At 46.4% G+C, this 14,810-nt stretch carries 13 protein-coding genes and 1 pseudogene; 2 read left to right on the plus strand and 12 right to left on the minus strand.

From position 1 onward, the window contains the following. The 8 genes and pseudogenes from ACLR2L_RS13110 to ACLR2L_RS13145 form a co-directional block, all read right to left on the minus strand. A pseudogene (locus tag ACLR2L_RS13110) lies at positions 1-220 on the minus strand (Ktr system potassium transporter B); the annotation flags it as partial. A gap of 1 nt (position 221) precedes the next feature. Then, positions 222-875, minus strand: a complete 654-nt coding sequence (locus tag ACLR2L_RS13115) for a potassium channel family protein (RefSeq protein ID WP_413368633.1) — start codon at positions 873-875, stop codon at positions 222-224. A gap of 19 nt (positions 876-894) precedes the next feature. Further along, positions 895-2,346, minus strand: a complete 1,452-nt coding sequence (locus ACLR2L_RS13120) for a TrkH family potassium uptake protein (protein ID WP_413368634.1) — start codon at positions 2,344-2,346, stop codon at positions 895-897. Between the two features lie 15 nt (positions 2,347-2,361). Further along, positions 2,362-3,063 (minus strand): response regulator transcription factor, encoded by a 702-nt coding sequence (locus ACLR2L_RS13125; protein ID WP_413368635.1) that lies wholly within the window; start codon positions 3,061-3,063, stop codon positions 2,362-2,364. Between the two features lies 1 nt (position 3,064). Next, on the minus strand, positions 3,065-4,099 hold the full coding sequence (locus ACLR2L_RS13130) for a DUF4118 domain-containing protein (protein WP_413368636.1): 1,035 nt from the start codon (positions 4,097-4,099) through the stop codon (positions 3,065-3,067). Between the two features lie 633 nt (positions 4,100-4,732). Continuing rightward, entirely contained in the window at positions 4,733-5,626 is an 894-nt protein-coding gene (locus ACLR2L_RS13135; RefSeq protein ID WP_413368637.1) for a hypothetical protein, read from the minus strand. A 29-nt stretch (positions 5,627-5,655) separates the two neighbouring features. Beyond that, positions 5,656-6,735, minus strand: coding sequence for a hypothetical protein (locus tag ACLR2L_RS13140; protein WP_413368638.1), 1,080 nt, complete (start codon positions 6,733-6,735; stop codon positions 5,656-5,658). Next, complete coding sequence (locus tag ACLR2L_RS13145; RefSeq protein WP_413368639.1) at positions 6,725-7,912, minus strand: hypothetical protein; 1,188 nt, start codon at positions 7,910-7,912, stop codon at positions 6,725-6,727. The genes ACLR2L_RS13140 and ACLR2L_RS13145 overlap by 11 nt, the downstream gene beginning before the upstream one ends. Positions 7,913-8,015: 103 nt before the next feature. On the opposite strand from ACLR2L_RS13145, the gene ACLR2L_RS13150 reads away from it, so the two are divergent. Beyond that, positions 8,016-9,350: a C1 family peptidase gene (locus ACLR2L_RS13150; protein ID WP_413368640.1), complete on the plus strand. Its 1,335-nt coding sequence runs from the start codon at positions 8,016-8,018 to the stop codon at positions 9,348-9,350. Between the two features lie 517 nt (positions 9,351-9,867). Here the strand turns inward: ACLR2L_RS13150 and ACLR2L_RS13155 are convergent. Continuing rightward, complete coding sequence (locus tag ACLR2L_RS13155) at positions 9,868-11,172, minus strand: tetratricopeptide repeat protein (protein ID WP_413368641.1); 1,305 nt, start codon at positions 11,170-11,172, stop codon at positions 9,868-9,870. A 194-nt stretch (positions 11,173-11,366) separates the two neighbouring features. Here ACLR2L_RS13155 and ACLR2L_RS13160 point away from each other — a divergent pair, with 194 nt between their 5' ends. Beyond that, positions 11,367-12,398: a hypothetical protein gene (locus tag ACLR2L_RS13160; RefSeq protein WP_413368642.1), complete on the plus strand. Its 1,032-nt coding sequence runs from the start codon at positions 11,367-11,369 to the stop codon at positions 12,396-12,398. A 102-nt stretch (positions 12,399-12,500) separates the two neighbouring features. On the opposite strand, the gene ACLR2L_RS13165 is transcribed toward ACLR2L_RS13160, so the two are convergent. From ACLR2L_RS13165 to ACLR2L_RS13175, 3 genes are all read right to left on the minus strand, one after another. Continuing rightward, complete coding sequence (locus ACLR2L_RS13165) at positions 12,501-13,628, minus strand: ThuA domain-containing protein (RefSeq protein ID WP_413368643.1); 1,128 nt, start codon at positions 13,626-13,628, stop codon at positions 12,501-12,503. Positions 13,629-13,641: 13 nt separating this feature from the next. Continuing rightward, positions 13,642-14,244 carry a gluconate 2-dehydrogenase subunit 3 family protein gene (locus ACLR2L_RS13170; RefSeq protein WP_413368644.1) on the minus strand — a complete coding sequence of 201 codons (603 nt, stop codon included), beginning with the start codon at positions 14,242-14,244 and terminating at the stop codon, positions 13,642-13,644. After that, positions 14,244-14,810: GMC family oxidoreductase (locus ACLR2L_RS13175; RefSeq protein ID WP_413368645.1), on the minus strand; the 567-nt coding region annotated here is incomplete at its 5' end. The genes ACLR2L_RS13175 and ACLR2L_RS13170, both read right to left, overlap by 1 nt.

Genomic DNA, 14,810 nt, shown 5'->3' on the forward strand with positions numbered 1-14,810 from the left:
CAACAAGTCCGGTAACGGTTACCGCAGAAGTTGCGGTAAACAAGCTGTCTAGCCAGCCAATAGGGGTTTGTGTTGCGACCGGGAGCTTTAGAAGGAGCATCCCAACCACTATAAGAGTAAGGAAGCCAACTGAAAGTACGACAGGCGGTGCAGCATGAATTTTACTTGCGGCCTTGGGCTTTCTCTCTCTGAGTCGAACAGACGGATGCCACTGAACCATTTTAGCTCAACCTTGGTGCAAGACTTTTCAATACGGCACGCGTGCCGCAAAGCAGTATGCTGTCTGCGGTATGGAGCGTGAAGCTTTCGTGGGGCCTGGGAAAGAGCTCTTGATCTCTTTTTACCAGCAGTGTCTCCACGGAGTGGATACGATCTCCCAACAGACTACTTAAAGAGGTGCCACTTAAACTCTCAATCAGTTTTATTTCAACCACGTAGTAGCCATGACCAATTGAGATATAATCTGCCACCATGGGATAATTTAATGCCTGTGCCACTCGTACGCCCATTTCTTCCTCGGGGTGGATAATTCTTGAAACACCTAATTTCGCGAGTATAGAGTGATGAGCGGTATTATTTGCTTTGACCCAAAGTTGCCCCACGCCGAGATTTTTTAAATGCAGTGTAATCAAAAGGCTAGCCTCCATGTCTTCACCGATAGCAACCAATACAGCCTCACTTTGAGCCAAATTTAACTCTTTTAACGCACGCTCGTCGGTAGCATCGCAGATAACGGTATGAGTCAACTCTTCTGCATAGTGTTCAGCTATTTTCTCTGAACAATCTATGCCAGTAACCGTATGCCCTAGGTGGATGAGTTCGAGGCTTGCGGTAATGCCAAACCTTCCAAGTCCAATAACCGTAAAGTGAGCCATAAAACATTCTTCTCTTACATTAGTAACGCCAGAAACCGGGGGTTAGCATCGCCAAAATGGTGAAATATTCCAGTCTTCCCAGTACCATTGCCGCATTCAGCAGCCAGATGCCAGTATAAGATACCGGTATAAAATTACTCCCGACTTCTCCGAACCCCGGACCCAGTTCGTTGATGCATGCGGCTACAGCAGTAAATGCCGACCAAAAATCAAGGCCAGTCATCATGAGCAGCAATGTAAATATAAGTGATGACCCTGCGGCTACAGACATAAACGCCATAACAGCATGACGAACCCGTCCATCTACAGGTTTTCCCTGAAATCGAAGCGGTAATGTTGCTTTTGGATGAATGCACTGGAGAATTTCTCGTCTGATTACTTTGAAGGTAATTATGTCACGGATGATTTTATTGCCACCGGCAGTTGAGCCTGCGCAGCCACCGAGGTATGCGCAGAACACCAGAAAAAATCCTGTTGTGGCGGGCCATGAACCTAGATCCGCAGCACCATACCCCGTGCTGGTGATAAATGAAATTACATGAAATGCAGCAAAACTAAGGCCTTCCAGCAGTTGGTAACGGTCACCAATAATTAGCATCAGTGTCAACATTAGCGACAGACCGCCCACCAAGCAGATGAAAACGCGGGTTTCTTCATCTCGCCAATATAAAAAAGGAGTAACGGAGTGCAATGCCCTGAAGTGAAGTGCGAAACTGGTTGCCCCAAGCAACATAAAGAGGTTTGAAACAAACAACAATGAATGGCTTTCAAAGAACCACATGCTGGCGTCGTGGGTTGAGAAGCCGCCGGTAGAGATTGTAGTAAAGCTATGGGCAATGGCATCGTAAAAGGTCATTCCACCAAAATAATAGCTTATTGCGCAAAGCACAGTTAATAGCACATAAATCAACCACAAGTAGTGCGCTGTATTGGCAATACGTGGAGACAACTTGTAGTCTTTAACCGGCCCCGGTGTCTCAGCTTTGAGCAACCGCATTCCACCCACATTCAACATTGGTAATACGGCCACAACAAAGATCACCACCCCCAATCCGCCCATCCATTGTAAGAACTGACGATACATCAAAAATGACTTTGGCATCGAATCCAGCCCGGTCAAGACGGTTGCCCCGGTAGTTGTCAGTCCACTGAGAGATTCAAATACAGCGTCAGTAAAACTAATGCCGGTTACCAACATGATGGGAAATCCTCCCATTATTCCAGTAACAATCCATGTAAGCGAGGCGAACATCAAGGCATCCCTATAGCTGATATCCTTTACATCATATTTTTTAAGCCTGTATAAAAAGATTGAGGCCAAAACAATAAAGAATAAGGCCGGCTGGATGAAGGCCTTGCCAACATTATCCTGAAACACCAAGAAGGAGAGTAACCCGAAGCTGGTCTGAACGATGCCCATCCAAAGCACGGGAAGTGATAAGAGCCTGACAATATTGGTAGGACTAACCATCGGAAATCAATGCTTTTATACTTCACAATGTTCGACGGGACATAAAAGGCGATAACCAATACCGGGCTCTGTAATGATGTATTTTGGAGCGTTGCTATCGTCTTCCAGTTTCTTTCTAAGCTGGCTTACTAATATGCGAAGATAATGTGTGTCATCGGTGTGTGTTTCTCCCCATATATGGTGAAGTAACTGCTGGTGAGTAAAAAGCGCATTTGGGTTGCTCATTAGATAGCGCAGTAAGCAGTATTCTTTCTTGGTGAGAGGAACTGAAAAATTTTTAAGTCTTACAGTACGCTGAGCTGTATCAATCGAGAGATCGCCGCACATTAATACCGGAGACAATACCGTTGTGCCCCTCAAATCCCGTAGCAGAACTTTTATTCGGGCGATAAGCTCTTTGATGCCAAACGGTTTGCTAAGATAATCATTCGCTCCCTCGTTCAACAACCTGACTTTTTCGTCCTCCTCATCTCGCGCAGTGAGCACTAACACCGGAGTCTGACTACTAACGCGAAGCTGTGAAAGCAACCAGCTACCATCTTTGTCGGGTAGCCCGAGGTCAAGAATAATAATGTCTGGTGACTGCTCACGAACTATTTTGAGACCGTCTGTGGCGTTTAACGCTGAAATGTACTCGAAGCCTTCTGCCGCTAGCGATATTTTCATAAAACGCTGAATCTGAACTTCATCATCAATAACTAGGATGCGAGGTCTCATATCAGGCTGCCTCTTCACATGGTAATGAAATGCGAACTATGCAGCCTCTATCACTTGGTAATATGGAAATGCTTCCGTGATGTGCTTCGACGATCCCTTTTGCGACAGTTAACCCGACCCCTGAACCGCCGTGCCCTGAATCACCTTTTCTGGTCGAGAAAAATAGGTCGAATACCGATTCTTTATCCTTCTGCGCAATACCGGGACCTTCATCTGAGATATCCAGATTCACTAAATAATGACTTGTGGAAACGGTTATAGTTATAGGGCAATGGGCTGGTGAGTACTTAAGCGCATTATCAATTACATTGTAAATTGCCTGCTCCAGTAGATAAGCGCTTGCAACTACATTCGGCACTATGCCGCTACTGGTAATTTTTATGCGATCCGTTTCAAATCTTTTGACAACATTATCGACGATAGGAAATAAGTCCTGAGCTACACTATTAAGCTTTATCCCCTGATGAAGCTTCGTGGCCTGAAGAAGGTTCTCAATATAGCGATGTAAACGGTGGCTTTCCTCCAGTGCGCCTTGCAACAATTCATCTTTTTCCTCTTTCGGTATCCTCTCCTGATACTCCTGTAAACTGCTTAGAGAGCCAATGATTGTTGACATAGGCGTTCGCAAATCATGTGACACTGACATCAAAATGCTGGCACGAAGCTCTGCTCTTTCAAGCGCTTCCTGTTGTGCTTTATAAAAAGCAGCGAGGTAGCCAGTCAAAATAGCGACAATCAAAAAAATAAACAGGTTTACAATATCGTCTACATCGGACATGTGCAGCGAGAAACGTGGGGTAGTAAAAAAGTAGTTATAAATTATGCCGCTGAGCACACCTGCGAATATAGCGCTTTGCTTATTACCGGGAAGCGCTGTGATGACTACGGCGAGCTGAAGGATAAGCAGTGTGCCCTGAGTCGGCAAAAACCATGCGTCGAGAATAAATGAGACAATGCCAGCTATGCATACTGTCAGCAGCGCAAATATAAACGGCGATTTTCTGATTAATGTATGGATATTCTTCAATTCTGCCAACTTTACTGCTTGCTACCGGTTCTATAGCGTAAATTTACCAAAGGGCAGAGCGTAAGTAGCGTAAAATTTGCGTAAAATATTTTAGGTGCATCGGTGATTATTGGTTTAATAAACAACATCGGCACTGCGTGTAAAAGCTACTTAGCTGTTTAGGTTTTTTCTGGAGAGTGAAGGCTTTTTGGAGATATTCGCTGCGTGCCAGCTACCAAGAAAATTTAGTAATCACGCAAAAATGTGTGTATTGAATTATCTTATGACTGGTCATGCCTACGCGCATTGTGAAAGAGGCCGCCCTTTAAGCCTGCATGTTTAAACGACGGCCTCACGCATTCAAATTACCATTTCCTGATGCCGAGCGCAGTTATCAAATGTATTAAGGGCTTTCGCGAATCAGATAGGAAACGAAGCATTAACTGCATGATAGCCGGTATTTGTCTAAAGCAGACCAATGCGAACTGACCATCTGATGTCCGCAATTCGCTCTTTGCGGACTGTCAGGTCATGTATGAGTTGGTAAATGTAATACTCTGCCTTACCGCACTCACTTAACCAAAGTGTTAAGCCAACATGCAGGCCTGAGCTATCACTTCAGGCCTGATTTTAGATACTGTTATTTCAGCATAGCGGTGCTGATTATAATGTCTCTTCAGTACCCCAGTCAGACTCGGAAAGAAAACCACTGGTCGCGTCGGCAGGTAAATTAAGATCCTGACTCTTAGCAAATTCCATAAAATAGTTGCCGGTATCGTAAAGGCTCATCACGTGGTCGGTCATACCTGAAGCGATGTTATAAATAACGGTTCCCCCACCGGCAGCTTTACTGAATATGCTTTGGCCAGCGGCCAACCAGCTTTGCACCGTATTTTGACTTTGGGCAAGTTTGGCGCTGCTACTTACGTCGTCTGAGGTTCTTTGTATGTAGGTTTGTACTGCATCGGTAACTCTAACGGTAGTGTAAGAGCCGGTTAAAAATGTGGCGATACCCAAGGTAAGTGATTCTCGTTTTTCAGGCTCAATGGTGTCAATTTCGCTGGTAAATTTCTTTACTTCCGCACTAGCCTGCGCTGAGTATTCACGGTGTTTTTCGATTTCTTCCTTGCTTAAACTGGTACCACTTAACAGAATTTCCCGCTCCTTTTCCAGGGTTTCAATGGTCCCCTTCAAATCCAGTGCCTGAGCCATACACAATTGCGCCCGATTCACCAACACGGCTGCCAGGGTATATTTATCCATGGCTTTTTGCCCTGCAAGCTCAGCACTGTCCTTCGGCCCCATTGGCTGCGAGTCGTAAGTTGACACAAAGCTGCTCACATTATCCATGGTAAAAGAATTACATTCCCCGGCGGTAATGAGCGGCTCATTCGCCCAGGCTGGTGCAGTTGTTGTAGAAGTCGATGTTTCAAACATATCAGTAACGCCGGAAAACACATTGCCACCGTTACCTTTTTCGGTGTTAGCACACCCCGACAAACATAAACCAACGGCAATGCTGCCAATTACGCTTTTATAAAAAATAGTGTTACGCATCCTCTGCTCCTCGAATCGTGTGTATCGGGTTATCGAATATTTTTACCGCTTAACATGGCAACCAGTTCCTGAGCCGCTTCCTCAGCCGCGAGTTTGAGGGCATTATTCTTGGCAACAGTGAGTGTAGGGCCTTCGCCGAAATACTGCACCGGCCCAACTTTGGCCACCGCAGCACCGCGGTGACGTACCGACAAAATTTGCCCGGTTACAGATACCGAAATCCGATACATACCAGTTTGTTCGTTGGTTTGCTGTTCATCAATATCCAGTGTACCTATTGCCATATAATCAATAGGATCCTCCAGCCCTCTGAGCCCTTTTAACGCATTGCCTTTGGTTTTGCTGCTGAGATCATTACCAGTTTGGTAGTCTTCAATAAAACTGTTTACGTCCAGCAGGTAGTCGGTTTCTTCTTCCAGCATGGCGGCGTCGATCACCAGATAGTTGGCATTGGTAAACACGTTACCCATAGCCACATCCACCTCGTTTGCAGTAGCCACCCGATAGGAAATAACGTCACTGATCCGTTTATTCTCAGTTTTAATGCTTGCTGTTTCAGTCTTGGATTTAAAGGTTTCGGTGGTCTCGTCTGTACCCGACTGAGCAATACCTTTCCCCTGAGACTTGGTATTGCTGGTGGATTCATTCGTTGTTGAAGTGGTTTCGGCAATTTCTCTGGCAACAAAAACGAAGGTTAAATACGCTTGTTTCGATATATCCACTTCGTCTCCACTGCTAATCAACTTTGCCATTAACATGGGTTCGTTGATTGTTCCTCGCACGGTTACTTCATAGGTATCGTCGTCTTTGTCTTCGTTAGCATCGGTAACCACATAGTCTAAAAAATAGCTTTCTATGTTTTTATCAATTTCAGCCTTCACTTTTTTATAATTTCGAAAATGCGCCTGCTGTACCTCAGCGATGTAGGTTTCAATGGCTTTACGGAGCGCCGCTTGCTCTGCTTCCTTTTTTTCGTCAGAATCCAGCCCCCAACCGCCGTAGCTTATTTTGGCAGTGGCGGATTGCTCAACAGCCAGCGCCGGTGACATCCCCAATACACCAATAAATAGTGCAACAATAATCATTACCTTGGATGCATTATTCACCATTAAACAACTCCTTTTTCTGGTTAAACTCGTTAAAACTCGCTTTATTAGACGCATGAATTTTGTGCCACTCTTCAGAAGGACTACTCAGTTGCTGTATCCATTGGGAGAGCAGCGATTCAACCGCGTCCTCAGATGGGCTCCAGTCGTCAGCTTCACTGATGTTCTCCGATCCCAGTTTAGGCACGGCCAGGTGATAAAAGCCATTGATGTAATCCCGTCCGGTAGCACGATGACTAAACTTGAGGCCAACACGGGCGCCAAACAGATAGTTGGAATCCTGTTCAACCTTTTTAAAATCGCGCACCAGGATCACAAACTCATAATCAGGCTCTGGCAAGGTAAGGTTATACACATCACCGTTGGCGAACCGCCCCGCCATTTTATTGCCCACCGCATACCCCTTTACAAAAGGCAGTACCGCAAGCCCGTACTGTGACGAAAGCTGCGCAGTAAAGGTCTGTCCAATATGCTGGTTAAACTGCGCTTCCGTGAGGGAGGGTGGAAACCAGGCTTTGGCCTGCTCGTGGGTACTCACGCTGGCAACCTGAAAGCGGATCCGTTGTTGAGCAAAGGGCTGAACCTGTTGCGCCAGCTGCGCCGCCTTCTGCAATAAGCCACTTGCGCCATCCTGACCAAAATACAAAGCCTCCATACCGTTGAAGGTATCGTCCTGGAGGGATATATCAGCGGGTACAATGTGATTAATCGCCAGTTCAATGGGGTAATTGGCCAGCAACGTCATATTCGAAAAGTCCATGAACAATAACTGGGCGCCAACTTCGAAAATAATCTTTCGGTTTCGGCCAATCACTTCCTGGCTGATTTTTTCACTTTCTATGGCCAGACTAACCACCACACTCTCTGAACGACGTAAATTTGCCAGGCCGGTATTCAACTGATAATGAACGGGTGGCTGCGCTTGTAAGTAGGTAAGAAAGCGATTGTCCAGGGTATTGTCGCGGCCAACCTGCGACGGGTTATTGAGCTTCAGTCCTGCGGGGTAATTGGCTTCAACCATGGCGTAAGAGCCAAGAAACGACACACCGGCAAAAAACACGTCGCGCTCAGTGGTTTTGGCTACTGCTGGGATACTGATTATAGCAAGGTAAACAACCAGCCATAATTTGAGTTGTAAACACCGTTTAATGAATGACTTTCCACTGTCGTCAACGGCCATGCTCCACCCTGGAATAGTTGTCGATTATTTGAGCATTTTATAGTACATTTTTTTTTCAATTATGACAGTGATAATTTCTATCACGTTGGTTCAGGGAAGAATTATGTTTACTAAACACGTCGATGCCTCATTATTGTTGTTCAGTGGATTACTGGCTTTTTCGCCGGCCTTGGCAGAGGAGGTAAAAACTCTCCCGTCAACGCACAACGCCCCCATGTCCACACGCACCTCCATAGTGATGCAGAATCTGCTCTCCCAAATGGGGATGAGTTTGCCCGATGATGACAAGGACATGCCAAAACCGACTCCAGCCCCGCAACCAGAGCCTCAACCGACACCTAAGCCAGCGCCTGAGCCCGAACCGAAACCCACGCCAAAACCTGAACCAAAGCCCGAGCCTGAACCCGAAGAAGACGATTTTTTCGGTGACGATGAAGACGATGATTTTTTTTCATCTGATCTCAGCTATGAGGAAATGAAGCAGAAAATGAAAAAAGACTATGCCGACACCAAGGCGGCGTGGCAGAAAGAATATGATGAAACGGTAGCAAAATGGGCGAAGGCAAAAAAGCAATACGTCAAAAATATAGACAAGCATAAGAGCGCGACTATTGACCCCAAAGTATTGGAACAACCTTCGCTGACTGTTAATTCACCTGTAATGCTAAGTACTGTTTCGAATCCCCTTGATAGTATGCGTCCCGGTGAGTTTTATGTGATCCCCAATGCTATGGACGTACCCATTAAAAATCAGGCTTTCAGGGGAACCTGCGCGGCCTTTGCTGGCGTCAGAGCCATGGAAACTGTTTTGATACAACGCGATATTGCGGCGGATTTATCGGAACAACATTTTTACTGGTTAAGTAAGCCTTCATGTCAAAAATCGCCCTGTAACGACAAGCAAAGTGGCTCCTGGTTTACCGATGGACTGCAAAATAGTAAGCAAAACAGCGAGGGTGTGTTATCTGAAGCTAACTGTCCTTATGTGGCATTACCCATCTCAACTAACGAAACACAAACGCCTCTGGGATTTTGTAAGTTTAAGCCAGGCATTCGTTCAGGTGCCTTTCAGCACAAATTAACATTAAATCAAGCTTTGCAGGAAATCAGGGCAAATCATCCTGTAATGGCTGGTGTTAAACTCAGTGACAATTTTTATGAAGATGCCATTATCACTGCAGGTAATATAGGCAAGTATTCCGGTAAAACAGACAGTCACGCGGGCGGCCATGCCATCTTGTTTGTTGGCTATATTCGGTTACCTTCAAGTATGAATGAAGGAGACTACTGCATGGTAACGGCAAACAGTTGGGGCGACGGTTGGGCTTCAGGTGGCTATGCTTGTATTACCGAAAACTGGCTTCGTAAACATCAGATAGCTTTTGATTCGTTATCATCTGTAGAGATAACCTCCGAGTACGAGAAGCACATGTTGTAGCACTATTGTTCCGCTTACTCGATCAAAGCAATTAATGGGATAAAAAACACCAAAGGTGTTATTTATCCCCGTCACCCGTTTTAATAACAAACAACGCACACAACACAACCACCAACAGTACTGCTTTTAAGCTAAGCGGGAGCGGCAGGATTCCAACCACCCCCGCCACAGCCCCAATACCACACACCATATAAAAGGATTTATGCGAGTTCATGGTTGGTTACATCAGCAGTGTTAGTGAAGTACGGTCAACGTTACCATGGTCTACAGTGCAGCCAACTATTTTGTCGATACAGGTTCTCATGCAATTTAGTCAATTTCCCCGCTTGAATTTAGCGCTATAACAGAATTCACACTGTAGATAAAAATCAACCGCAATGAAGCTGAACTGAAGTGGGTAAAGAGGCCAGATGGTAACTACGACAAGAAGACTAAAGCATAATGATTTAAAGCAGTGACATGACTGCTGCGCCAGGCATTTTACTTTGCTAGGCGCAGCATATATTAACGCTGGATGTTACCTGTTACATACCTTGGCGCTGGTATTACTGCCAGACATTACGCAATGTGCATAACGGTATTTTTCACGAGTTTGCGCGGATATTTCCGCTGCACTTGGCATGGGTTTTATGCTTGGCGCAGAAGCTGATGACGACGGGCTTGGCATGTTGCCGCCGTAAGCAGCTTTCCACCTTGCGTCGGCTGCGCCTGCGGTATTGGTACCTTCACCAAACGTGCCTTCCAGACCAGTACCTCTGGCAGACATTTCACTGTCGGCAGCACCGCGTACCGGCCCCGAAGAAAACCAGGAAGCAATCACGTATAAATCGTTAGTGTTAACCTGCCCCATTGCACCTGCACGACTGGTAGCCAGCACTGCTTTTTCTACATACTCTTGCGAACGCAACTGATGAATTGCTGCAGACACTGCCTGGCCATATTGTCCTTGCGATAATGCACCATTGATCAGCGCATCATTTTTCGCTTTTTGTTCTTCGTATGCTGTAAGTTTCTGCGCATATTCACGCCAGTCTTTGGCATACTGACAGGATTTTGCGTAGCCTAAATCACAGGCTTTTTGCAAGTATTGCGAGGTTAAATTGCGCTCTTCGATTTGCCAGTAAATACTACCTACGTTGTAGCAACTTACGCTGGACGAATAAGTGTCACAACTCAGCTTGGAATAAAGCAATCCTTTTTCAGCATCAAAGCCTGGAGAGCTGGGATCTGCAAAGTAAGTCTCTGCGGTATGACACCCTAATGAATCATTGTATTTTCGACAGGTGAATTCACCAAACCAGGCCGCTTCTTTTTTATCGATCAGATTGGGAAACTCACCTTTCTTCCCGTCAAATGCGCGATATAATCCCCAAAAGCAGGCATTTTCGTTACCTATTGCGCACGCATTTTTAACCACCAGCATACCTTTTGCAGGGTTATACACCGGCGACTTTTCATTGCCTCTGTAGTAAAACGCATTGTCGCACCCTTGTGCCACGCCCAACCCACAGGCCCTCTCGAAATTGACGGTAGCCAGCTCAATATCTGGTGCCAGATTACCACCACCGCTTTTTGCAATCATTGCCGCGTTCATGCAGCTGTTTGATAATCCCAACTCACATGCCTTACTAAAAAAAGACACCGCTTTGGCTATATCCTGTGGCACGCCCGCACCGTCGTAATAATCTAACGCACGGTTAAAGCAGCCGTCGGGACTGCCTTTCATACAGGCTTGTTCAGAGGTGGAAGTTTGAGAGAATGCACAAAAATGCATAAACACTGAAAGCAGAACTAAAAGCTTAATTCCTTTACAACTATTCATAACGATACTCCTTGTTAGTGTGCAAGCATACTAATTGACGTTCGTTTTTTCAGCAACACCCACTGACCAATTTTTGATCACATCAAGGTTATGCACTTCCCCTTCGCTCGTTAAAACTGATAGTCTGTTATTGCATTAGCTTTAAACAGGATAAAGACAATGCCATCCCCCTAACAGATTTTATGGAAGAATAGATGTTAGCCAAGCAGTACGAAGTGAAACCACTTAGCGAGAAGGATCGCCAGCGTTTACGCAATCAATATTGGATAATGGGCGGATTTACCGTATTCGCCGGTATGATTTTTTATGTCATTTTCACAAATGTACTCAGCGGAATTCATCAAAGTCAGATACCTGTAATCATATTCAGCGTATTTGCCATTATCTTTGCAGGCATTGTTGTTGCGCTTGCCTGGCAGAATCACACCGAACTAGCTTTAGGAATAAAGCACTGCTACACGGGCAGAGTAAGCGACAAACGCGTTAACAAGCACGTATCTACATCGACACATCATTCCGGGGGAATACGTGGCGGACACCGTTCCACGAGAACCACCACACGGATCTCGTACTACCTGAATATTGACGGCAAAGAATTGAAGGTGAATGCACAGGAATACCATCAGGCCGCTACCGGCGATACTGTCTACCTGGAAGTGAGTCCAAAGAAGCAATATATCCTCACATTTCAGGTGCTAGAACATACAACTTCTGTGCAATCTGCCCCTGGCAGTTCCGGCTCCCAATCAACTGCTATCGAGCAGGAGAAGCACTATGCAATTTCCGCTCGGGAACGAGAGGTGGTGAAAACACTGTTTTTCCGACGCTGGCGAAAATCATTGTATTTTTCTTTGGCCGTTGGCGTGCTGTTTTTGCCGGTATTTACCACAGGGCTGATTATCTTTACTTTGCCTTTGGGTGCGTATTTGATATTCAAGACTTATCGGTTACTTCGCGCGCTCTCCGAATATAACCACTTCACTAAATCGCTTCGCGCTAAATCGGTATCACAAGTACGTATAAACGATAAAATAACGGAAACCTCCAACCGGGCTAAAACTAAATACTGCCTGATAACGTCACAAGGACGACTGGCCGTGCCGGTTGAACTGTATGAAACAGTGAGTAAATCTGATGTGATTGATTTGCATCGGGCTGCGCATGTGAATATTACTTATGCAGCAGAGCACAAACCCAGTCGAACGATGATCTACTTAGAAAATTAGTTTGGGTGATTGCAATAAAAAAGCCCGGTCAACGCCGGGCCAGGATGGATTAGATGCTCAGGTTACCCGTGGTTTCCAAAGCTAGCTCTCTGAGCTGGGTAGTTACTGACAGGTATCATTTCCCTGCCCTGAGGCCCATTTCATGCCGTTTTTAAGCAAGGTGATGTTATGCTCGGCATTGTACACTTCCTTGCGGTGACCAATGGCGCTGTACATCGCTCTGCCAGCACCAATACAGTGTGTCCAGACCAGCGGATGATCTTTACCCATTTCAAGTTCTTTGCCCGGCGTGTAGGTGCTTTCGTCAATCGACATCACAATGTCGTACCCCTTGGCAGATACGCTATCAGAGAACGAATACCACTCATCGTTTAATACCCAGCGCGATGGAATGCCGTCGGCCACCCCGGTGTCGTGATGTGTTACATCCAACGATGCGTCCTGAAACCAGTTATCCCCCAAAGGATGGCCAATAAACTGTGCGCCAATCAGCACATCGCGATACCAGTCCCAAAAATACACCGAATCGCCGCCTGATGCGTGAATGCCCAGGAAACCGCCGCCGTTATTCATGTAATCTTCAAAAGCTTCGCGCTGAGACACCGTGAGCGTATCGCCGCTAACGTTATTCCAGATTACCAGGTCGAAATCAGCCAGGTTTTCCGGAGTAAATGCACTACCCTTGGCACTGACTGACACGCCATAACCCATCTCTTTGGCCAGCTTAGTCAGGTTTTCCGTCGCCGTAGTAACAGAGTCACCATGATCATAACCATTGATTTTTTGGTAAATCAGAACCTGAATTGGCTCATCACCCAATTCAAACGACACAGGCTCTGCGTCGAAGCGCGCGCAGCGCGCAATTTTGTCTTCACGAGTAACCGGTAATTCAGACAACGCCTTACGCATTGCTGCGGCATTGTCGTCATCTTTCACACCCGCTCTTTCCAGCATCTGATCTAAGGTAATAAGTGTGCTGAACGACGGCATGGATTCATTTAATATCCAGGCTGGCATAGCCGCCAGTACGCCAGGATAATGCTTATCTACAATGGCTTTGGCTTTGGGTCGCATTACTACGTCGTATGCTGGCAACGAACTGGAAAATGGCACATCGCGCAGTGAGCAGTCGGTGAGCGCTTCGGCAGCCAGAGTAGAATGCGTGGTAAACAGTGCACTTAACGATACACTTACGACCATCATGGTGTTTAGAAGATTGTTATTTTTCATTGTTCCTGATTCCTTATAATGGCCACACGGTCATCCACGCTCTATCCCCTTTTTTGTAAGGGATATCCCGGTAGTCTCCCGGCACTTCGGAAAAGCGCAGTACTTCTGTTGCGCCTACTTTTGACGTAAAGAAGCCAAATATCATGAGCTGTTTATACAGCGTAAAATAATGGGGCAGTCCTTCGTACTCATCCCCCTTCCAGGCCGTTTGTTCGCCCCGGTTAAACGCCAGCGCTTCGGCATCGAGCTCACTCGCCAACGCTGTTTTTTGTGATTGCGTTAACGCTACAAACGGTTTGCCAAATTGCTGCTGACTCCGAACATCAATATCGTTAAACCCGGCTTCCATCAGCGCTTGCTGTTCAGCGGTATAGCAATCGCGAAGCATACCAATGAAAAACGCTGGCAACCCCGCTTCTTTGGCTCCGGGCGTGTCAGTGCGAGGTATCACGGTTTCGCACAATTCTGTGATCAGCGCCACCGTGTTCTCACTGAGACCTGCGTCTTTCACCGCAGTTAATGCAGGCTGCGTCTGCCATACTGCCATGGCAGGTGAACACACGAAGCTGGCACCAGTGGCGGTAGCAATAAATTTTAAGAGGTCGCGACGATTCATTACAAATTCCCCCGCTTCAGTTCTTCCACGGCAAAATCCGCCGCCCGGGCAGTCAGTGCCATATAGGTTAAAGATGGGTTCACGCAAGACGATGACGTCATGCAAGCACCGTCGGTAACAAACACGTTTGGCGCGTCCCACACCTGGTTGTGCTTATTAAGCACGGAGGTTTTCGGGTCCCGCCCCATGCGTGCGGTGCCCATTTCGTGGATCCCTTTACCCATATGATAGGTAGATTCCCAGGCCATCGCGTTCTTTAAACCAATGCTATCAAACATCTCTACAATGTCTTCTTTCATGGCTTTACGCATTTTCAGTTCGTTGTTGCGGATTTTGGCATCCATTTCCAGTACCGGTAGTCCCCAGGCGTCTTTCACGTCGTGGTTAAGCGATACTTTATTGCGGTGGTCTGGCAGGATTTCACCAAACCCAACAGTACTCACGCTCCATGGACCAGGCTCACTTAAACTGTCTTTTAAACTGGCGCCAATGCCTAATTCATCTGCGTTGCGGCTGAAGTCGGAACGCGATGCGTTACCCTGGAATCCGAACCCACGCAGGAAATC

Source organism: Alteromonas sp. AMM-1, from assembly GCF_047290655.1.
GTDB classification, from domain to species: domain Bacteria; phylum Pseudomonadota; class Gammaproteobacteria; order Enterobacterales; family Alteromonadaceae; genus Alteromonas; species Alteromonas mangrovi.

Bases quoted from the DNA above. Each gene is read 5' to 3' on its own strand.
- ACLR2L_RS13140 (WP_413368638.1), bottom strand. From the start codon at position 6,735: ATGGTGAATAATGCATCCAAGGTAATGATTATTGTTGCACTATTTATT.
- ACLR2L_RS13155 (WP_413368641.1), bottom strand. From the start codon at position 11,172: ATGAATAGTTGTAAAGGAATTAAGCTTTTAGTTCTGCTTTCAGTGTTT.
- ACLR2L_RS13145 (WP_413368639.1), bottom strand. From the start codon at position 7,912: ATGGCCGTTGACGACAGTGGAAAGTCATTCATTAAACGGTGTTTACAA.
- ACLR2L_RS13120 (WP_413368634.1), bottom strand. From the start codon at position 2,346: ATGGTTAGTCCTACCAATATTGTCAGGCTCTTATCACTTCCCGTGCTT.
- ACLR2L_RS13150 (WP_413368640.1), top strand. From the start codon at position 8,016: ATGTTTACTAAACACGTCGATGCCTCATTATTGTTGTTCAGTGGATTA.
- ACLR2L_RS13125 (WP_413368635.1), bottom strand. From the start codon at position 3,063: ATGAGACCTCGCATCCTAGTTATTGATGATGAAGTTCAGATTCAGCGT.
- ACLR2L_RS13115 (WP_413368633.1), bottom strand. From the start codon at position 875: ATGGCTCACTTTACGGTTATTGGACTTGGAAGGTTTGGCATTACCGCA.
- ACLR2L_RS13170 (WP_413368644.1), bottom strand. From the start codon at position 14,244: ATGAATCGTCGCGACCTCTTAAAATTTATTGCTACCGCCACTGGTGCC.
- ACLR2L_RS13165 (WP_413368643.1), bottom strand. From the start codon at position 13,628: ATGAAAAATAACAATCTTCTAAACACCATGATGGTCGTAAGTGTATCG.
- ACLR2L_RS13160 (WP_413368642.1), top strand. From the start codon at position 11,367: ATGTTAGCCAAGCAGTACGAAGTGAAACCACTTAGCGAGAAGGATCGC.
- ACLR2L_RS13135 (WP_413368637.1), bottom strand. From the start codon at position 5,626: ATGCGTAACACTATTTTTTATAAAAGCGTAATTGGCAGCATTGCCGTT.